This is a genomic window from Umezawaea endophytica, from assembly GCF_025061645.1.
GTDB classification, from domain to species: domain Bacteria; phylum Actinomycetota; class Actinomycetes; order Mycobacteriales; family Pseudonocardiaceae; genus Umezawaea; species Umezawaea endophytica.
In genome coordinates this window covers 76,437-95,179 of sequence record NZ_JANYMP010000017.1, presented here as the reverse complement: position 1 = coordinate 95,179, position 18,743 = coordinate 76,437, and the positions used below count along the sequence as shown (strand labels likewise).

Genomic DNA, 18,743 nt, shown 5'->3' with positions numbered 1-18,743 from the left:
ACGCACGCAGGCCGCCGAACGTTTCACCGATCCGGCACCAAGTGGAGTACGCACTCCGTCCGCGTAGGCTCGGCTGGTGAGTGAGCACCTGATCCTCGACACGGACGGCCACGTCGCCACCCTGACGATCGACCGGCCCGCCAAGCGCAACGCGATGAGCTACGACATGTGGTCCGCGCTGCCCGGCCTGCTCGACCTCGTGCGGCACGACGACGAGATCAGGGTGCTGGTCGTCCGGGGCGGCGAGCACTTCTCGGCGGGCGCGGACATCAGCGAGTTCTCGACGCTGCGCAAGGGTGCGGACGGGGCGGCGAAGTACGGCGCGGCGGTGCACGCCGGGGAGCGGGCCATCGCCGGGCTCGGCAAGCCGACGATCGCGGCGATCACCGGGTTCTGCGTCGGCGGCGGCTGCGAGATCGCGCTGGCGTGCGACCTCCGGATCGCCGAGTCGGGCGCGCGCTTCGGCATCACGCCCGCGAAGCTGGGGATCGTCTACAACTTCACGTCCACCAAGCGGCTGGTGGACGTGGTCGGCCCGGCGTGGGCGAAGCAGATCCTGTTCAGCGGCGAGATCGTCGACGCGTCCACGGCGCTGCGGATCGGGCTGGTGAACGAGGTCCACGGGCCGGAGGCCGTGCACGCGCGGGTCGGGGACCTGGCCGCCACCATCGCGTCGCGGGCCCAGGTGAGCCTGCGCGGGGCGAAGACGATCGTCACCATGATCACCGACGGGCGGCACGAGGAGGACGACGCCGTGCACGCCCTCTACGACGAGGCCGTGCACAGCGCCGAGTACACCGAAGGTGTCGCCGCGTTCCTGGAGAAGCGGGCGCCGAACTTCTAGACGTTCGCGGTCTCCGCGGCGATCGTGGTGCTGTCCCCGTGTCCGGTGTGGACGACCGTCTCCGGCGGCAGGGACAGCAGCCTGGCCTTGATCGAGGCGACGATCGTGTCGAAGTCCGAATAGGACCGACCGGTCGCGCCGGGGCCGCCGTTGAACAGGGTGTCGCCGGTGAAGACGACCCCCAGCGACGGCACGTGGAAGCACACGGCCCCCGGCGCGTGGCCCGGTGTGTGCAGCACGTGGACCTCGCCGCCGCCGACGGTGATCACCTGGCCGTCGGCCAGGTCGCCGTCCGGCGCGCGGTCCGGGTGGGTCAGGTCCCACACGACCCGGTCCGCCGGGTGCAGCAGCACCGGGGCGCCGGTCGCCTCGGCCAGCGCCGGGGCGACCCGCACGTGGTCGTCGTGCGCGTGCGTGGCGAGGATGGCGACCACCTTGCGGCCGTTCACCACCTCGAGGATCGCGTCCACGTCGTGCGGCGCGTCGATCACCGCGCACTCCGCGTCGTCGCCCAGCACCCAGACGTTGTTGTCCACGTCGAAGGTCTGGCCGTCGAGCGAGAACGTGCCCGAGGTGACGCCGTGGTCGACCCGCATCAGAAGACCACCACCGAGCGCAGGACCTCGCCCTTGTGCATCTTCTCGAACGCGGCCTCGACGCCGTCGAGCGGGATCTCCTCGCTGACGAACGCGTCGAGGTCGAGCCTGCCCTGCTGGTAGAGGTCGACGAGCATCGGGAAGTCGCGGCTGGGCAGGCAGTCGCCGTACCAGCTCGACTTGAGCGAGCCGCCGTGGCCGAAGAAGTCGATCAGCGGCATCTCGATCTTCATGTCCGGCGTCGGCACGCCGACGAGCACGACGGTGCCCGCCAGGTCGCGCGCGTGGAACGCCTGCTTCCACGTCTCCGGCCTGCCGACGGCGTCGATCACGACGTCCGCGCCGAAGCCGTCGGTCAGCTCCTTGATGGCCTCGACCGCGTCCACCTCGCGGGCGTTGACGAAGTGCGTGGCGCCGAAGCCCTTGGCCCACTCCAGCTTCCGCGGGTCGGTGTCCACGGCGATGATCTTCGCCGCGCCCGCCAGCCGGGCGCCCGCCACCGCGCCGTCACCCACGCCGCCGCAGCCGATGATCGCCACCGAGTCGCCGCGACCGACGTTGCCGGTGTTCATGGCCGCGCCGAGGCCCGCCATCACGCCACAGCCGAGCAGGCCGACGGCGGCGGGACGGGCGGTCGGGTCGACCTTGGTGCACTGGCCCGAGTGCACGAGCGTCTTCTCCGCGAACGCGCCGACGCCGAGCGCGGGGGACAGCGCGGTGCCGTCCTTCAGCGTCATCGGCTGGGCCGCGTTGTGCGTGTTGAAGCAGTACCACGGCTTGCCGCGCTTGCACGCCCGGCACGAACCGCAGACCGCGCGCCAGTTCAGCACGACGAAGTCGCCGGGTTCGAGGTCCGTGACGCCCTCGCCGACCTGCTCCACGATCCCGGCGGCCTCGTGGCCCAGCAGGAACGGGAACTCGTCGTTGATGCCGCCCTCGCGGTAGTGCAGGTCGGTGTGGCAGACCCCGCAGGCCTGCACGCGCACCACCGCCTCGCCGGGGCCGGGGTCCGGGATCACGATGGTCGTCAACTCGACCGGCAGTCCCTTGCCCCGAGCGATCACGCCGCTGACTTCCTGCGCCACGTCGTCCTCCGTTTTCGCCGCACGTCGTCGTACTTGAAGTCGATCAGTCAACCAGGCGTTCACCGTCGAAGACACCCAGGTCCTCGCGGTAGAACTCGATGCCCACGCCGTTCGGGTCGCGGAAGTACAGGCTGTCGTCCACCCCGCGGTCCGGGCCGAGGTACTCCACGCCCTCGGCGTCCAAAGTGGCCTTCGCCGACGCGAACTGCTCCGCGGACACCGACAGCGCCAGGTGCTGCACGGCGCCGATGGTCTCGCTGAAGTCGGGGTGGTCGTGGCCGGGGAAGTCGAAGAACCCCAGCAGGTTGCGGTGGCCGATGTCGAAGAAGAAGTGGCTGGAGCCCGCGTAGTCGCGGTTCTCCACCAGTTCCACCAGCGGGAACCCGAGGAACCCCTGGTAGAACTTGATCGTCGTCTCGACGTCCCGGCAGATCAGCGCGATGTGGTGCACGCCCCGCGTCGGCGACTGGCCGCGGTCGGCGAGGGGCTTGAGGTACCTGGACCGCAGGTCGTCACGACGGGCGCGGACGGCGTCGAGTTCGGCGCCCTCTGGCTGTGGCATGGGGTGCTCCTCGGGTCACTGGTGGTGCTGCCAACGGCCATGGTAGTTGCGTGTTCAAATTCTTGCCCAGCCGTCATTCGTTGCGCAGCACGCACAGCGTTCCGTCAAACGCAACAAACTGCGCCCAGTCGAGGCTCCTGTCAAGACCTCCAACCGGGTAGTCCCGCACGACGAGGAGCGCCCGCTCCGCGATGCGGAACGGGCGCTCCTGGTGTGGTGGGAGGTGTCAGTTGTCCATGTCGCGCTTGTCGCCGGGCCACTCGCCGGTGAGCTTGTCGTAGCCGGTGGCGCCACCGCGGTCGATCGCGGCCTTGACCAGGCCGAAGATCGCTCCCTGCACGGTCGCGGCGAGCAGCACCTCGGACCACGTGCGGTCCTGCTGCGTCGGGGTCGGCGCTTCCTTGTCACCGCTGATGAGCTTCCAGACCTGGCCGAAGGCCTTGCCCGCCAGCACACCGCCGAGCACGCTCACCGCCATGCCGAGCGGCCGGTAGAGGAGCTTGTTCACGACGCCCTCCCGCGGATGAGCTTCCACAGCACGAACAGCACCGCGCCGACGATTCCCGCCGTGACGGCCGGGTGCCTGCGGGCCTGGTTCGCGACGGGTTCGGGCAGCGCGCCCACGGCCTGGTCGGCCTTCGCCTTCACCTGCGGCGGGATCGCGTCGACCACGTGCGCCGCGGCCTCGGACGCCTTCGCCCGCGCCTCGTCCGCCTTGACGCGGACTTGCGGCGGGATCGCGTCCACGGCCTGCGCGGTGACCGTCGCGGCCTTCGCCTTCACCTGCTGGGCGGTCTCGGCCGCCTTGTCACCCACGTGCGCGGCCGTTTCGGCGGCCTTCGCGGTGGCTTCCTTGCCCTTGACCTTCACCTGCTGCGCCGTCTCGGCGGCCTTCTCGCCCACCTGGGCTGCGGTCTCGGCGGTCTTCGCGGTGGCCTCGCGGCTCTTGACCTTCACCTGCTCCGCGGTCTCGGCGACCTTGTCACCGGCCTGCGCGGCGGCCTCCTGGCCCTTCGCCTTCACCCGCGCGGGCACGTCGGCCTTGTGCGCCAACGCTTCCACGGTGTCGCCGAGTTCCCGCCGCGTCTTCTCGATGTCGGCGCGCAACTCAGCCGGGTCGGTGGGGACTTCCTTCTGGCCGCTCATCGGTGTGCCCTCTCGCTGAACGTGGCGATGTCCTGCTTCACGCCCTGGATCGCCTGCTCCGGAACGGGCGGGGTGCCCCTGTCGATCTGCTTCTTGCCGAGCAGCGCCACGATCCCGGCGATGGCGAACACGCCGACCGCGACGACGAAGGCGGCGAGCCACGGGGCCATCACCGTGGCCAGCAGCAGCACGAGTCCCGCGATGAGCGACATCACGCCGAACCACGCGAGGACGCCCGCGCCGCCGAACAGCCCGGCTCCGACGCCGACCTTCTTGCCCTTGGCCTGCACCTCCGCGACCGCGAGCTTGATCTCTTCCCTGGCAAGCCTGCTGACCTGTTCCGACAGTTGGCCGACGAGCTGCGCCGTCGACGCCTCACGCACTGTGCTGTCCATGACCGCCTCCTCTCTCTGGACGGCGGTTACCCTCTATCTCCCGACGTCAACCACCCGGTGTGGTGACACCCGATCGTGGGCACCCCGCGCGCATGACGGACACGGCCGGAGAACTCGCCCAGACACCTGACGCGCCAACGGATCTGTCGAAGCGCTCGTGGTGGGGAGTGCTCAAGAGGACGGTCAAGGAGTTCAACCGGGACAACCTCACCGACTGGGCCGCCGCTCTCACCTACTACGGGGTGCTGTCGCTGTTCCCCGGTCTGCTGGTGCTCACCGCGATCCTCGGTCTGCTGGGCCCGTCCGCGACGCAGTCCCTTGTGGACAGCGTGAACAGCATGGGACCGGGGCAGGCGCGGGACATCATCATCGGCGGCATCGAGGAGCTGCGGAAGACGAAGTCGTTCGCGGGGCCGCTGGCGGTCGTCGGCCTGCTCGCCGCGCTCTGGTCCGCGTCCGGTTACGTCGGCGCGTTCATGCGCGCGTCGAACTCGATCTACGACGTCGAGGAGGGGCGGCCGTTCTGGAAGGTGATCCCGCTGCGCCTCGGGTTGACGCTGGGAGTGGTGGTGCTGCTGGTGCTCACCGCGGCGGGCATCGGCGTGAGCGGTGGCGTGGCGGAGGAGGTGGGAGGCTTCTTCGGCCTCGGACCCACCGCCGTCACGGTCTGGGACATCGCGAAGTGGCCGGTGCTCCTGCTGCTCGCGAGCCTCGCCATCGGCCTGCTGTTCTGGGCTTCGCCGAACGTGCGCCAGCCCAGCTTCCTGTGGATCACGCCGGGCGGCCTGCTCACGGTCGTGGTCTGGATCGTCGCCTCGCTGGGCTTCGGCTTCTACGTCGCCAACTTCGGCTCGTACAACAAGACCTACGGCGCGCTGGCGGGCGTGATCGTCTTCCTGGTGTGGCTGTGGATCTCGAACCTGGCCCTGCTGCTGGGCGCGGAACTCGACGCCGAGCTGGAGCGGGGTCGGCGGATCGAGGCGGGGCAGTCACCGGAACACGATCCGGTGGCCCCGCCCCGTGACACCAAGGCGATGGACGGCGACCGGGAGTGACCCGGCCGCCCCGCGGCTACTCGGCCGCGGCCTGCTGCGCCTCGGCTTCCTTGCGCACCTCGTCCATGTCGACCTTGCGGGCCTGCTCGATCAGGTCCTCCAGCGCCGACTCGGGCAGCGCGCCCGGCTGCGCGTAGAGCACGATCCCGTCGCGGACGATCATCAGCGTCGGGATGGACCGGACCTGGAACGTCGCGGCCAGCTCCTGCTGGGCCTCCGTGTCGACCTTGCCGAAGACGATGTCCCCGTGCTTCTCGGACGACTTGTCGTAGACCGGGCCGAACTGGCGGCACGGACCGCACCACGAGGCCCAGAAGTCGACCAGGACCATGTCCGAACCGCCGACGACCTCGTCGAAGTTCTTCGTGGTCAGCTCCACCGTGGCCATGCGTCCTCCTAGCTCGACAGCAGTCCTAACGCCCTGTTCAACGGACGGGCGGCCCCAGGGATTCCCGAGGCGATTTCAACTCGCTGTGGACATCTTCAACAACGAGTTGTAGCTTTTCGCCACCACACCTGGAGGCGCCGTGCTGATCCGAAGGCTTGCCGTTACCGCCCTAGTCCTGTCCACGTTGGTGGCCTGCGGAAACGACGACGGGGCCGCACCGGCCGCGTCCGGGGGGCCGCAGCCGTCCACCGAGTCGATCGTCTCGTCCGTGAAGAAGGACGACGCGCTCGCCGCCGGCCTGCCGCCCGCGATCGCGTCCGCAGGCGTGGTGAAGATCGGATCGAACATCCAGAACCCGCCGAACAACTTCTACGCGGAGGACGGCAAGACGGCGAAGGGCTCCGAGGTCGACCTCGCCAACGCCATCGCCGCGAAGCTGGGGCTCAAGGTTGAGTACAGCGACATGGCGTTCAGCTCGCTGATCACCAGCCTCCAGTCCGGCCGGATCGACCTCACGATGGCCGCGATGAACGACACCGCCGAGCGCCAGAACGCGATCGACTTCGTCGACTACTTCACCTCCGGCATCACGATCATGGTGCAGAAGGGCAACCCCAGCTCGGTCAAGGGGCCGGACGACCTCTGCGGCAAGGGCGTCGCGGTCAACCTGGGCACCAGCCAGGAGGCCTACGCCAAGGAGCAAAGCACCAAGTGCGTCGCCGCAGGCAAGGGCGAGGTGACCGTGACCTCGACCGACAGCGACACGCAGAACCAGAACCAGCTCCGCACCGGCCGCGTCGCCGCGATCCTCAACGACCTGCCGACCGCCGTGTACGTGGCGCAGACCGCGGGCAAGGGCGAGTACTTCGAGGTCGTGAAGGCCGACCCGATCAACGGCGGCCAGTACGGCATCGGCGTGAACAAGGCGAACCCGCAGCTCACCAAGTCGGTCCAGGCCGCGCTCCAAGCGCTGGTCGACGACGGCACGTACGGCAAGATCCTGGCCGAGTGGGACGTCGCCCAGGGCGCGATCACGAAGGTGACCGTCAATGGCAAGTGAGGACCTCCAGGTCGTCCCGATCCGGCACTGGGGCCGCTGGGTCGTCGGGGCGCTGATCCTGGGGCTGCTCGCGGCGCTCGGGTTCGCGCTGGCCGACGCCCAGATCCTCTACGAGGACGTGCCGGGTTTCTTCACCCACGAGATCATGATCAACGGCCTGGTCAACACCGTGGTCCTCGCGGTGTGCGCCCAGGCCGGGGCGATCGTGCTCGGCGTGCTGCTCGCGCTGCTGCGCCGGTCGCCCAACCCGGTGGCCCGCTGGTTCGCGTGGGGCTACATCTGGCTGTTCCGCGGCCTGCCCGTGCTGCTCCAGATCCTGCTGTGGTTCAACCTCGCGCTGGTGTTCAAGTTCATCTCCATCCCGGTGCCGTTCACCGACGCGTTCCTGCTCCACGAGCCGACGAACGTGCTGATCACGGCGTTCGTGGCGGCCCTGCTGGGGCTGGGGCTCAACGAGAGCGCGTACATGGCGGAGATCGTCCGGGCCGGGCTGAACAGCGTCGACCCCGGTCAGATCGAGGCCGCGAAGGCCATCGGGATGACCCCCGGCAAGACGTTCCGGCGAGTGGTGCTCCCGCAGGCGATGCGGGTGATCATCCCGCCCACCGGCAACAACTTCATCAACATGCTCAAGGGCACGTCGATGGCGTCGGTGATCGGGTTCCTGGAGCTGATCCACGCGGCCAACCGGATCTCGTCGGGCAACCTGGAGATCATGGAGACGCTGATCGCCGCCGCGCTGTGGTACCTGATCGTGGTCAGCGTGGCCAACGTCGGGCAGTACTACCTGGAACGCGCCTACGGGAAGGGTGTCCGATGACTCTCGTTCGTGCGCACGGGGTGCGGAAGTCGTACGGGTCGACCGAGGTCCTGCGCGGTGTCGACCTGACGGTCGACGAGGGGCAGGTCGTGTGCCTGCTCGGGCCGTCCGGAGCCGGGAAGAGCACGTTCCTGAGGTGCGTGAACCACCTGGAGACGATCGACGCCGGTCGGATCTGGGTCGCGGGCCACCCCGTGGGGTTCGTGCTGAAGGGCGGGAAGTTGCACGAACTGCCGGAGCGCGAGGTCGCGACGCAGCGGCGGGACATCGGGATGGTGTTCCAGCGGTTCAACCTGTTCCCGCACCGCACGGCACTGGAGAACGTGACCGAGGGGCCGATCCAGGTGCTGGGCCGCCCGCGCAAGGAGGCCGAGCGGGAGGCGTTGGAACTGCTGACCCGCGTCGGGCTCGGCGACCGCGGCGGCGCGTACCCGCGGGAGCTGTCCGGCGGGCAGCAGCAGCGGGTCGCCATCGCCCGCGCGCTGGCGATGAAGCCGAAGGTCATGCTGTTCGACGAGCCGACGTCGGCGCTGGACCCCGAACTGGTGGGGGAGGTGCTCGACGTCATGGTGGCGCTGGCCCGCGACGGGATGACGATGATCGTGGTGACGCACGAGGTCGGGTTCGCCAGGGAGGTCGCGGACCACGTGGCCTTCATGGTGGACGGGGCGATCGTCGAGTCCGGGACGGCTCGGGAGGTGTTGGACAATCCACAACATCAACGCACGCGGCAGTTCCTCGCGAAGGTGCTCTAGGTGACTACTCGGCTCCCCGCCTCGTACCTGGTCCAGTTCCACGAGCCGGAGGGGTACCTGGACTTCGGGCGGTTCGGGCCGCCCTCGCACGCCGTGGTCGACACGTCGACGAGGCTGCTTGAGGCCTCGGCCTCGGCAGGCCCGTCCACTGTGGACGACCTGATGCGGCAGGAGTTGCGGGCGAAGGCCGCCGCGGCCCGGTTGTGCCGCAGCGACACCGACCACGTGACCCTGCTGCCCAACACGAGCACCGGGCTGTTCCAGGTCGCGCTCGGCGTGACCGGGCAGGTCGTGGTGTCGGCCGCCGAGTTCCCGTCGAACACGTACCCGTGGCAGCGGGCCGGACGCGCCGACGTGCGGTGGATGCGGCCCGACCGCGGGTGGGTCACGCCGTCGGCGGTGGCCTCGGCGCTGACGCCGGGGACGACGGCCGTGTCGGTGTCCGCCGTCGACTTCCGGACGGGGTACCGGGCCGACCTCGCCGCGCTGCGCGAGGTGGTCGGGGACCGGCTGCTGATCGTGGACGGGATCCAGGGGTTCGGGGTCGTCGACGAACCATGGGAGGTCGCGGACGTGCTCGTCGTCGGCGGGCAGAAGTGGTTGCGCGCGGGGTGGTCCACGGGGTTCATGGTGCTGTCGGACCGGGCCCTGGAGCGTTTGGACCCGATGATGTCCGGGTGGACCGGGGCGTTGGACGCCGGCTTGTTCGACGACGACGTGCACCCGGTGGCCGAAGGCGCGGCCGGGTGGTCGATCACGAACCTGAGCCCGATCGCCGCCGGTGCGCTGGGACAGGCGCTGGAACTGGTGGAACTCGGCGGGGTGGCGGCGATCGGGGACCGGATCGGGACCCGGCTGGACGAGTTGGGCGAGATCATCGCTTCGGTGGGCGGGGAGGTGGTCTCGGCGTCGGCCGAGGACCGCAGGGCCGGGATCCTGGCGTTCACGCTGCCGGACCACCCCGCTTCCGTGGTGGGGGCGGCGCTGGTCGACGCCGGGGTGACGGCGACCGTGCGGCCCGACCACGTCCGGTTGACCCCGCACGCCTCCACGACGCCGGAGACCGTGGCCCGGTTCGCCGCCGCGCTGCGCGGGGTTCGGCGGCCGGTGGCGCCGGTGCGGCGGGAGATCGAGCAGGTGTCCGGCGGGGCGGACGTGCTGGCCGCGCTGGTGCCCACGGTGAACAGCCTCGCCGCCGCGTTGGGGGCCGGGACGGAGGTCGTGCTGCACGACCTCGGGGCGCTGCCGAACTCGATCGTGGCGATCGCCGGGGATCTGACCGGGCGTGAAGTGGGCGGGCCGATGACGGACCTGCTGCTGGGATTGGTCCGGCGGGGGACCACCCACGACCTGACCAACTACGAGACGTACGCGCCTGACGGGCGGGTGATCCGGTCGTCGACGGTGTTCCTGCGGGATTCGGGTGGGGTGGCCGTGGGGTGCCTGTGCGTGAACAGCGATCAGGCCGTGGTCGGGCGGGTTGAACGGGTGGTGGAGGCGTTTCCCGGTGATGTGGATACGTTGCAGAGGTTGCTGGTCGAGCGGGCCGTCGCCGATGTGGACGTGCCGGTGGCGTTGATGAAGAAGGTGCACAAGTCGACTGTGGTGCGGGTGTTGGATGACGCCGGGTATTTCTTGATCAAGGATTCGGTGGATCACCTGGCTGGGGCGTTGGACGTTACGCGGTACACGATTTACAACTACCTGAATGAGATTCGGGGGACGGCTAAGGCTGGGGGGTGAGGGTTGGGGGTTGGGGGGTGGGTGGGAGAGGTGCCCCGGTCGCTCAAGTGTCTCGAGCTTCGCACCCGTTTTGTCAAGGCGGGAAAGATGCCTTGACAAAACGGGTGCGAAGCTGAGGGCGCTGGGGATCGGGGCGGCGGGGGAGGTGTGGGCTCCTTCCAGTTGGGTGCTTTCGTGTCAGTCCGTCGTGGGTGGGTCAGTCCATGGGCTGGTGGTGCTCAGGCTGGTGGGGCTTTGGCTGGTGGTGCCCTGGTGCAGGGCGGTGTAGACGGTGTCGCGTGCTTGGTTGGCCTCGTCGTCGGTGAGGGTGCGGCTCAGGTCGCGTAGGACGATTCTGAGCAGGACGTTCTTTTGGCCTGGTTTGGCGCCTAGTCTGGTGGCGGCTGCGTTCGGGAGGTCTTCTACGGGGGTTTGGGAGAGGACCTTGATCTCCTCTGCGAGGTCGCCGATCGCTGTGCGTACCTGGTCGCCCAGGGTTTCGTCGTCTGCGTTCTCGTCTACTGCTATGGAGAGGTCTCGTGACACCGGTGGGTGTTTGGAGACTGGGCGGTAGGGGGTCAGGTCTTGCATCTGGTTGGCGATTCTCGGGTCTGTTGCCTTGAGCAGTCTGATGTCGGTGATGCCCTTGCGGAGCATGAGTAGTCGGTCCAGGCCGAGGCCAAGTGCGATGCCGGTGACGGTGGTCGGTAGGGCTGCCCTGTCCAGGACGTGCCTTGCCGTTAGGCCGCATTCGGCCACCTCCAGCCAGGTGCCGTCCACCCAGACGTCCACCTGGCTGCCGTTCTCGGTGTACGGGTGGGTGGCCGGGATCAGGCGCAGGGTCCTGTCTGGCAGTGCGCCGCGGATGGCGTTGACCACCAAGGTGTCCAGGTCGCGCGGTGTGCGGCTGATGCGCCACAGGTCTAGTTGGTGCGGGGTGCCGGTGTGCACGCGGTCCACGGTGTCGCGGCGGTAGACCGCGCCCACGCAGGCCAGCAGGACGTCGTCCCAGGTGTCGCCCTCGGCCGCCAGTCTCCTGAGCGACAAGGGGATCATGGCGCTGGCGTGGCTGCGGAGCACCCGTTCGTCGTCGAGGTACCTGGTGTACCTCGCGTCCCTGGTGATGGCGTCCGGCGGGTAGCCGAGGTTGGTGTAGTTGTCGGCGATGGTGGTGACCGGGTCTTCGCGGACCACGCGCAGGTCGGCGGTGTCCGTCGTCGCGGTGAGGATGTCGTTCAGGATCAACTGGATGGCGTGGGGCCCCTGTGCGGGGTCGCTGAGGTCGCGCGGGAGCATGGTGGGTCCTGTCGGTGAGGTGGACGGGCGGGGGATCCCCTCGGCCGGTCCGTCACCGGGTCGTGTCAGCGCGCGCTGCGAACCCCGGCGACCGGTACTACCGGCCGGGGGTGGGTAAATCGGCGCGTCACGTGCACGTCCCAAACCCTAGCAGCGGGGGTCAAGCATGATGTGCGCATGCTGACGAACAAGGGCGCCGACTTCGAGGGGTTCTGGGCCGAGCGCCACCTGTGCACGTTGACCACCGTGCGCGCCGACGGGACGCCGCACGTGGTGCCCGTCGGGGTGACGGTGGACGTGGAGGCCGGAGTCGCGCGGGTGATCACGTCCGGCACCTCGCACAAGGTCCGGCACGTCCTCGCCGGTGGCGAGGACGGCGTCCCCGCCGCCGTGTGCCAGGTGGACGGTCGTCGGTGGTCGACGTTGGAGGGGCGCGCCGTGGTGCGGCGCGAACCCGAGGTGGTGGCCGACGCCGAGCGCCGCTACGCGGCCCGGTACCGGACGCCGCGGGTGAACCCGCAGCGCGTGGTGATCGAGATCAAGGTCGCCCGAGCGCTGGGGACCGTGTGATCGCGGTCGTCGGCATCGGCGTCGACGGGTGGGACGGGCTGTCGCCCGCCGCCCGTGACGAGGTCGAGGCCGCACAGGTGCTGATGGGCGACGCGCGGCAACTGGAGATGGTGCCGGGAGACCACGAGCGGGTCACGTGGCCGTCGCCGATGCTGCCCGCGCTGCCGGGGCTGTTCGAGGCGAACCGGCACCGGCGGGTGTGCGTGCTGGCCAGCGGTGATCCGCTGTTCCACGGGATCGGGTCCACGCTGATCCGGTTGCTGGGAGCCGACCGCGTGCGGATCGTGCCGCACCCGTCGTCCGTCTCGCTGGCGTGCGCGCGGCTCGGGTGGCCCGTCGACGACGTGGAGGTGGTCAGCACGGTGGGCAAGCCGGTCGAGCTGCTGCACCCCGTGCTGCACCCCGGCCGTCGGGTGCTCGTGCTGGGGTCCACGCCGTTGGCGGTCGCGGACCTGCTCGCGGCTCGCGGGTACGGCGACAGCGTCGTCACGGTGCTGGAACGCCTTGGCGGGCCGGGAGAACGCGTGCACGACGACCTGTCCTACGTGGACCCGTTGCACGTGCTGGCGATCGAGGTCGTCGGCACCGCCGTGCGGTCGCGGGTGCCCGGACTGCCCGAGTCCGACTACGAGCACGACGGCCAGATCACCAAGCGCGAGGTGCGGGCCGTGACGCTCGCGCAGCTCGCGCCGGTGCCCGGCCAACTCCTGTGGGACGTCGGCGCGGGCGCGGGCAGCATCGCCATCGAGTGGGCCCGCGTGCACCCCGCCTGCCGGGCGTTCGGGATCGAGCACCACCCCGAGCGGGCCGAGCGGATCGGTCGCAACGCGCGCGCCCTGGGGGTGCCGGGCGTGCACGTGGTCGTCGGCAAGGCCCCGGAGGCGCTGGAGGGCCTGGAACGGCCGTCAGCCGTGTTCATCGGCGGTGGCCTCACCGTGCCCGGCGTGGTGGAAGCCTGCTGGGAAGCGCTGCTGCCCGGCGGCAGGCTCGTCGTCAACGCCGTGACGCTGGAGTCCGAGGCCGTCATCGCCGCGTGGCACCCGCGGCTGGGCGGCGACCTGACCAGGATCGCGATCAACCGCGGCTCACCGGTCGGTGGGTTCACCGGCTGGCGCCCGCACATGCCGGTCACCACGTGGGCCGTGACGAAGGAGACCGAGTGACCGTCCACTTCATCGGCGCCGGACCCGGCGCCGCAGACCTGATCACCTTGCGTGGAGCCAAGTTGATCGGTTCTTCGCCGGTCTGCCTGTACGCGGGCGCGCTCGTGCCCGTCGAACTGCTCGACCACTGCCCGCCCGGCGCGCGGCTCGTCGACACGGCGAACCTGACGCTGGACGAGATCGTGGCGGAACTGGTCGCGGCGCACGAGGCGGGCCACGACGTGGCCCGCCTGCACTCCGGCGACCCGTCGGTGTTCAGCGCCATGGCCGAGCAGATGCGCAGGCTGGACGCCGCGGGCGTGCCGTACGACGTGACACCGGGCGTGCCCGCGTTCGCCGCCGCCGCGGCCTCGCTGAAGCGGGAGCTGACCGTGCCGGGCGTCGGGCAGACCGTCGTCCTGACCCGCACGGCGGCCCGCGCCACCCCGATGCCGCCGGGCGAGGACCTGGCGACGCTGGGCGCTTCCGGGGCGACGATGGTGCTGCACCTGGCCGTGCAGCGGATCGACGAGGTGGTCGCGGAACTGCTGCCGAATTACGGCGCGGAATGCCCGGTCGCCGTGGTGGCCCGCGCCAGTCGGGAAGACGAAATCGTCATCCGCGGCACTTTGTCCGACATCGCGGAAAAGGTGAAAGCGGCCGATGTCAAACGCACCGCCGTAATCATGGTGGGCCGAGTCCTCGGCGCGACCCAATTCCTGGACAGCCACCTCTATTCCGCCGAACGCTGCCGCCCCTGAGGGGCTCGCGCGTCCGCGAGCCCCTCAGGCGGTAATCAGCAGTGGACGAAAGGCGGTGATCAGCAGTGGACGAACGAGCCCGCGTTCTGGAGCAGGCTGTCCTTGATCCAGCCCTGCTTGCCCGTCACGGTGTCGCGCACGTGGGACCACGTGCCGCCGTCGCCCTCGGTGTAGCAGTGCATGTCGAGCAGGTGACCGCGCTGCGCCTGGCCCACTGCCGTGCAGTTCGTGCCGGTGCCGGTGCGGATGTTCGCCGCGCCGGTGGAGTGGTCGGTGCGCGAGTCGGCGTCCCTCCAGTTGGTGTTCGGGCACACCGCCTGGACCGACACGCCTGCCCCCGGCTTGTCCGGCTCGGCGACGGCCGAAGGCGCCAGCGACACGAGCGCGCTCACCGCGATGGCGGCGACGGCCGCCAGTGACTTGATGGTGGTACGCATGAATTCCTCCCCTGTCAGTTCCTGGAGAGGGTTTTTTCGTGATCTTTTTCCGGCGAATCCCCCGATTCGCACCTCCCCAGGTGAAATGACCGTATCCGCTGGGATGAAACGGCGTCAATCACTCGATAGTGCGGCGTTGAAGAACGGCGAATAACATGGCCCGGTGATCCTGATCCTCGGTGGCACCGGTGAGGCGCGACGGTTGGCGGCGCGGTTGCCCGGTGAGGTGGTCTCCTCGCTCGCGGGCCGGGTGGCCGCTCCGCGGTTGCCGGAGGGCGAGGTGCGGGTCGGCGGGTTCGGCGGGGTCGACGGGCTGGTGGAGTGGTTGCGCGCCAACGGGATTACGGCCGTCGTCGACGCGACCCACCCGTTCGCCGCGACCATGACCGCGCACGCCGTCGAGGCCACCGCGCGTGCGGGGGTGCCGCTGCTGGTGCTGCGCCGCCCCGGCTGGACGGCGGGGCCCGGCGACGACTGGCGGTGGGTCGGGTCGCTGGAAGAGGCCGCCGCGGACCTGCCCGGCGAGCGGGTGTTCCTGACGACCGGGCGGCAGGACGTCGGCGTGTTCGCCGGGTGCGGCCAGTTCTTCCTGGCGAGGTCGGTCGATCCGCCGGAACCGCCGATGCCCCAACGGATCCACGTGCTGCTGGACCGGGGACCGTTCACCGTGGACGGTGAGGTGGCGCTGATGCGGGAGCACGCGATCGACGTGCTGGTCACCAAGGACAGCGGTGGCGGGCAGACGTCGGCGAAACTGGCCGCGGCCCGGCTGCTCGGCGTCCCCGTGGTGGTCGTGCGCCGCCCACCGCCGCCCGCCGCGCCGACCGTGGACTCGGTCGACGCGGCGGTCGAGTGGGTCAGGCGGGGTAGCGGCGGGGCGTGAAGACCTGGCCCCTGCCGGTGATCCGCGTCGTGGTGGAACCGATGAGCAGCAGGCAGCGCATGTCCACCACCGACGGGTCCAGGTCGGCCAGCCGCACGACGCGGACGTCCTCCTGCGGGCCGCCCACGTCCCGGCCGATCACCACGGGGGTGTCGGGGGAGCGGTGCGCCAGCAGGAGGTCACGGGCCGCCTCGACCTGCCACGTGCGGGTGCGCGACGCGGGGTTGTAGATCGCCAGCACGAGGTCCGCCTTCGCAGCGGCCTCGACCCTGCCCGCGATGACCTCCCAAGGCTTCAACCGGTCCGACAGCGAGACCACGCAGTAGTCGTGGCCCAGTGGCGCACCGACCCTGCTGGCCACGGCGTGCGCGGCGGTCAATCCGGGCAGCACGCGCACCGGCACCGAGGCGAACTGCTCCTCGTCGCCGACCTCGAGGACCGCGCTGGCCATCGCGAACACACCGGGGTCGCCGGACGACACCACGACCACCCGCGACCCGGACTTGGCCAGGTCCAGCGCGAACGCGGCCCGCTCGGCCTCCACCCGGTTGTCCGACGGGTGCTTGCGCTGGTGCGGGTTCGGCGGCACGCGGTCCAGGTACGGGCCGTAGCCGATCAGGTCGTCCGCCGACGCCAGCGCTTCGCGGGCCTCTGGCGTCAACCACTCCCGTCCGGCCGGGCCGAGCCCGACCACGACGACCTCGCCGAACGCCGTGCGCTCGCGGGCCTTGGAGGGCAGGACGGCCAGCGAGAAGTACGGCACGGTGTCCGGGTCCACTTCGGACAGCGGAGCGGTCCGCTGCTTGCCCGTGGTGGCCCGTTCCACGTACCACGCGTCGTCCAGCCGACCGGCCGACTCCAGCGCCGTCCGCACGCCCTTGAACGTCCGCCCCAGCTTCATCACCGCGGCGGAATCGGTGTGCGCCAAGTGCTCGGCGAGCACGTCCGGCGGCAGCGTGCCGGGCAGGATGGTCAGCACCTCGTCGCGCTCCACCAGCGGCCTGCCGAGCACCGCCGAACCGGCGCTCACCGACGTCACACCGGGCACGACCTCCGTCGGGTACCGGTGGGCCAACCGCTTGTGCAGGTGCATGTACGAGCCGTAGAAGAACGGGTCGCCCGCCGCCAGCACGACGACGTCCCGACCGGCGTCCAGGTGCGCCGCCAGCCGGCCGGCGCACTCCACGTAGAACTCGTCGATCTGGCCCTGGTAGTCGTCGGTGTCCTCGGTGGTGACCGGGTACACCAGTTGCTCCTCGACCTGCCCTTCGCGCAAGTACGGCGCGGCGGTCGAGCGGGCGATGCTGCGGCCGTGCCGCGCGCTGTGGAACACGACCACGTCGGCCGCGCCGATCAGCCTGGCCGCCTTGACCGTGACCAGTTCGGGGTCGCCGGGGCCGACCCCGACGCCGTACAGCGTACCCGTCATCACTCTTCCTCGCTCGCGATGGCGTTGACGGCCGCCGCGGTGATGGCGCTGCCGCCCCGCCGTCCGCGCACGACCAGGTACTCCAGGCCCAACTCGTTGGCCGCCAGGGCTTCCTTCGACTCGACGGCCCCGATGAAGCCCACCGGGATGCCGAGCACGGCGGCCGGTTTCGGCGCCCCCGCGTCGATCATCTCCAGCAGCCGGAACAACGACGTGGGCGCGTTGCCGATGGCGACGACCGAGCCCTCGAGGTGGTCCCGCCACAGCTCCATCGCCGCGGCGCTGCGGGTGGTCTCCAACCGGGCGGCCAGGTGCGCCACCCGCTTGTCCCCCAACGTGCACAGCACCTCGTTGTCGGCGGGCAGCCGTCGCCGGGTGATGCCCGACGCGACCATCGTGGCGTCGCACAGGATCGGCGCGCCCGCCAGCAGTGCGGCGCGGGCGTCCGCGACGACGTTCGGCGAGTAGCCGATGTCCTGGACGAGGTCGACCATGCCGCAGGCGTGGATCATCCGGACCGCCACCCGCGAGACGTCCGCCGGTAACCCGCCGAGGTCCGCCTCGGCGCGGATGGTGGCGAACGACCGGCGGTAGATCTCGGCGCCGTCCTGGATGTAGCTCGTCAACTCGTCTCCTCGTAGCCGTCGCCGGTCGCGACGAACTCGATCACGTCTCCGGACGGTCGTCCGCAGCGTCGTGCGCAGCCCGCCCAGTGCACCGGTCGGGTGTGGGGCGTGCCGAGCCAGGCGCGCGCGTCGGCGCGCACGTCGGCCAGGGACTTCGCGCAGCCCGGCCGTCCGGTGCAGGCCGTGACCCCGTGCCAGGGGGAGTCGGGGTCGGTGATCAGCCCCAGCCCGGTGAGGTCGGGGGTGCCGGGGAGGACCAGGCTGCGCCACGGGGTGAGGCGGACGGGGAAGTCGGCCAGGGCTGCGGCCTGGTGGGCGTCGAGGCGGCCCAGGGGGGCGCCGACGACGAACCGGTCGCCTGCCGGGCCGGGGGGAGGGGGAGTGGTGGTGGCGGTGAGGCGGTCGGTGGTCGGGGTGCCGCCGAGGGCTGTGGTGATCCTGGCCACGAGGTCGGGTACTTCGGCGAGTCGCCATGCCTGGTCGCGTTCGGCTGCGAAGATCCGGGCGGCTTTGACGACGGCGGCTACCGGGTCGGTGGGGCGTAGGCCGGTGTCGCGGCCTGCCAGGAGGAGTGCGTTGTCGATCAGGCCGATGTCACCGCCCAGGCCTGCGACGGAGGCGCCGACCGTGATGAGGAAGCGGCCGGGGAGGTCGGCTAGTTCGGGAGTGGCGCAGATCGCGTGGTCGAGCTGGTCGACGGTCGTCTGGGTGTCGTCCGAGAGCGGTGCGGCAATGATGTTGCGCACACGTTCGTGGGTGAGGGAGGGCAGTAGGCCTGCCGCGGCCATGCGGTCGCCTAGGTCGAACTGGGCTCCGTCGGTCAATCCGCGGATCTGGAAGTTGGCCCTGGAGGTCAGTTCGAGCTGTCCGTCGCCCAGGTCTGCTGAAGCGGTCACGATGGCTCTGAACTGGAGTTTCGTCAGTGTGCCGCCAGGGACGCGGATGCGTGCAAGGCCGCCGTCGGCCGCTGGGTGCACGTCGATAGCGCCTGGACAGGCGTCGGCTCGAGTTCGCTCCATTGGCACGCGCCGGATGCTACGTGACGGCTGTACTGTCAGGCCGAACGGCGAAGCAGCGAGGAAGTCGGTGCGAATCCGACGCGGTCCCGCCACTGTCACCGGAGTGATCCGGGAGCCAGGAACTCCGCTCCGCCGTGTGCCGACGACTTGGG

The 18,743-nt window shown here is 70.4% G+C and carries 22 protein-coding genes and 1 riboswitch; of the genes, 10 read left to right on the top strand and 12 right to left on the bottom strand.

Annotated features, from left to right (window positions below; translation table 11 throughout):
• Positions 1–76: 76 nt before the first annotated feature.
• Positions 77–844, top strand: coding sequence for an enoyl-CoA hydratase/isomerase family protein (locus tag NZH93_RS30705; protein ID WP_259626738.1), 768 nt, complete (start codon positions 77–79; stop codon positions 842–844).
• Here the strand turns inward: NZH93_RS30705 and NZH93_RS30700 are convergent.
• The 6 genes from NZH93_RS30700 to NZH93_RS30675 form a co-directional block, all read right to left on the bottom strand.
• Positions 841–1,440 carry an MBL fold metallo-hydrolase gene (locus NZH93_RS30700; RefSeq protein ID WP_259626737.1) on the bottom strand — a complete coding sequence of 200 codons (600 nt, stop codon included), beginning with the start codon at positions 1,438–1,440 and terminating at the stop codon, positions 841–843. The genes NZH93_RS30705 and NZH93_RS30700 overlap by 4 nt on opposite strands.
• Complete coding sequence (locus NZH93_RS30695; RefSeq protein WP_259626736.1) at positions 1,440–2,525, bottom strand: S-(hydroxymethyl)mycothiol dehydrogenase; 1,086 nt, start codon at positions 2,523–2,525, stop codon at positions 1,440–1,442. Before NZH93_RS30695 ends, NZH93_RS30700 begins: the two co-directional genes overlap by 1 nt.
• A 43-nt stretch (positions 2,526–2,568) precedes the next feature.
• Entirely contained in the window at positions 2,569–3,087 is a 519-nt protein-coding gene (locus tag NZH93_RS30690; RefSeq protein WP_259626735.1) for a VOC family protein, read from the bottom strand.
• A gap of 226 nt (positions 3,088–3,313) precedes the next feature.
• Positions 3,314–3,595, bottom strand: coding sequence for a DUF4235 domain-containing protein (locus NZH93_RS30685; RefSeq protein ID WP_259626734.1), 282 nt, complete (start codon positions 3,593–3,595; stop codon positions 3,314–3,316).
• Positions 3,592–4,233 (bottom strand): DUF3618 domain-containing protein, encoded by a 642-nt coding sequence (locus tag NZH93_RS30680; protein ID WP_259626733.1) that lies wholly within the window; start codon positions 4,231–4,233, stop codon positions 3,592–3,594. The genes NZH93_RS30685 and NZH93_RS30680 overlap by 4 nt, the downstream gene beginning before the upstream one ends.
• Positions 4,230–4,628 (bottom strand): phage holin family protein, encoded by a 399-nt coding sequence (locus tag NZH93_RS30675; RefSeq protein WP_259626732.1) that lies wholly within the window; start codon positions 4,626–4,628, stop codon positions 4,230–4,232. The genes NZH93_RS30680 and NZH93_RS30675 overlap by 4 nt, the downstream gene beginning before the upstream one ends.
• Positions 4,629–4,720: 92 nt before the next feature.
• Here NZH93_RS30675 and NZH93_RS30670 point away from each other — a divergent pair, with 92 nt between their 5' ends.
• A complete protein-coding gene (locus tag NZH93_RS30670; RefSeq protein WP_259626731.1) occupies positions 4,721–5,683 on the top strand; it encodes a YihY/virulence factor BrkB family protein in 963 nt (320 codons plus the stop codon).
• Positions 5,684–5,699: 16 nt separating this feature from the next.
• Here NZH93_RS30670 and trxA read toward each other — a convergent pair whose 3' ends face one another.
• The gene (gene trxA, locus NZH93_RS30665) at positions 5,700–6,071 is read right to left on the bottom strand and encodes a thioredoxin (RefSeq protein ID WP_259626730.1); all 372 of its coding nucleotides are present in this window, start codon (positions 6,069–6,071) and stop codon (positions 5,700–5,702) included.
• A gap of 139 nt (positions 6,072–6,210) precedes the next feature.
• Here trxA and NZH93_RS30660 point away from each other — a divergent pair, with 139 nt between their 5' ends.
• The 4 genes from NZH93_RS30660 to NZH93_RS30645 are packed head-to-tail and all read left to right on the top strand — an operon-like array spanning position 6,211 to position 10,449.
• Positions 6,211–7,131 (top strand): ABC transporter substrate-binding protein, encoded by a 921-nt coding sequence (locus NZH93_RS30660; protein ID WP_372506921.1) that lies wholly within the window; start codon positions 6,211–6,213, stop codon positions 7,129–7,131.
• Entirely contained in the window at positions 7,121–7,951 is an 831-nt protein-coding gene (locus tag NZH93_RS30655) for an amino acid ABC transporter permease (RefSeq protein WP_259626729.1), read from the top strand. Before NZH93_RS30660 ends, NZH93_RS30655 begins: the two co-directional genes overlap by 11 nt.
• Positions 7,948–8,706, top strand: coding sequence for an amino acid ABC transporter ATP-binding protein (locus tag NZH93_RS30650; protein WP_259626728.1), 759 nt, complete (start codon positions 7,948–7,950; stop codon positions 8,704–8,706). Before NZH93_RS30655 ends, NZH93_RS30650 begins: the two co-directional genes overlap by 4 nt.
• Positions 8,707–10,449 (top strand): aminotransferase class V-fold PLP-dependent enzyme, encoded by a 1,743-nt coding sequence (locus tag NZH93_RS30645; RefSeq protein WP_259626727.1) that lies wholly within the window; start codon positions 8,707–8,709, stop codon positions 10,447–10,449.
• A 177-nt stretch (positions 10,450–10,626) separates the two neighbouring features.
• Here NZH93_RS30645 and srmL read toward each other — a convergent pair whose 3' ends face one another.
• On the bottom strand, positions 10,627–11,724 hold the full coding sequence (gene srmL, locus NZH93_RS30640; protein ID WP_259626726.1) for a PheS-related mystery ligase SrmL: 1,098 nt from the start codon (positions 11,722–11,724) through the stop codon (positions 10,627–10,629).
• Positions 11,725–11,901: 177 nt separating this feature from the next.
• Here srmL and NZH93_RS30635 point away from each other — a divergent pair, with 177 nt between their 5' ends.
• From NZH93_RS30635 to cobM, 3 genes are read left to right on the top strand one after another with little or no spacing between them, the layout of a single operon-like run.
• On the top strand, positions 11,902–12,294 hold the full coding sequence (locus NZH93_RS30635) for a pyridoxamine 5'-phosphate oxidase family protein (protein WP_259626725.1): 393 nt from the start codon (positions 11,902–11,904) through the stop codon (positions 12,292–12,294).
• Positions 12,291–13,457 (top strand): precorrin-6y C5,15-methyltransferase (decarboxylating) subunit CbiE, encoded by a 1,167-nt coding sequence (cbiE, locus tag NZH93_RS30630; RefSeq protein ID WP_259626724.1) that lies wholly within the window; start codon positions 12,291–12,293, stop codon positions 13,455–13,457. Before NZH93_RS30635 ends, cbiE begins: the two co-directional genes overlap by 4 nt.
• The gene (gene cobM, locus NZH93_RS30625) at positions 13,454–14,197 is read left to right on the top strand and encodes a precorrin-4 C(11)-methyltransferase (protein WP_259626723.1); all 744 of its coding nucleotides are present in this window, start codon (positions 13,454–13,456) and stop codon (positions 14,195–14,197) included. Before cbiE ends, cobM begins: the two co-directional genes overlap by 4 nt.
• A 59-nt stretch (positions 14,198–14,256) precedes the next feature.
• On the opposite strand, the gene NZH93_RS30620 is transcribed toward cobM, so the two are convergent.
• Entirely contained in the window at positions 14,257–14,634 is a 378-nt protein-coding gene (locus NZH93_RS30620; RefSeq protein ID WP_259626722.1) for an SH3 domain-containing protein, read from the bottom strand.
• 166 nt (positions 14,635–14,800) lie between these two features.
• Here NZH93_RS30620 and NZH93_RS30615 point away from each other — a divergent pair, with 166 nt between their 5' ends.
• Positions 14,801–15,517, top strand: a complete 717-nt coding sequence (locus NZH93_RS30615) for a cobalt-precorrin-6A reductase (RefSeq protein WP_259626850.1) — start codon at positions 14,801–14,803, stop codon at positions 15,515–15,517.
• Here the strand turns inward: NZH93_RS30615 and cobJ are convergent.
• The 3 genes from cobJ to NZH93_RS30600 form a co-directional block, all read right to left on the bottom strand.
• Positions 15,492–16,946 carry a precorrin-3B C(17)-methyltransferase gene (gene cobJ / locus NZH93_RS30610; protein WP_259626721.1) on the bottom strand — a complete coding sequence of 485 codons (1,455 nt, stop codon included), beginning with the start codon at positions 16,944–16,946 and terminating at the stop codon, positions 15,492–15,494. The genes NZH93_RS30615 and cobJ overlap by 26 nt on opposite strands.
• On the bottom strand, positions 16,946–17,572 hold the full coding sequence (locus NZH93_RS30605) for a precorrin-8X methylmutase (RefSeq protein ID WP_259626720.1): 627 nt from the start codon (positions 17,570–17,572) through the stop codon (positions 16,946–16,948). Before NZH93_RS30605 ends, cobJ begins: the two co-directional genes overlap by 1 nt.
• On the bottom strand, positions 17,569–18,591 hold the full coding sequence (locus NZH93_RS30600; RefSeq protein WP_259626719.1) for a ferredoxin-like domain-containing protein: 1,023 nt from the start codon (positions 18,589–18,591) through the stop codon (positions 17,569–17,571). The genes NZH93_RS30605 and NZH93_RS30600 overlap by 4 nt, the downstream gene beginning before the upstream one ends.
• Positions 18,589–18,735: riboswitch (cobalamin riboswitch) on the top strand. Its footprint overlaps the gene before it by 3 nt.
• Positions 18,736–18,743: the final 8 nt, after the last annotated feature.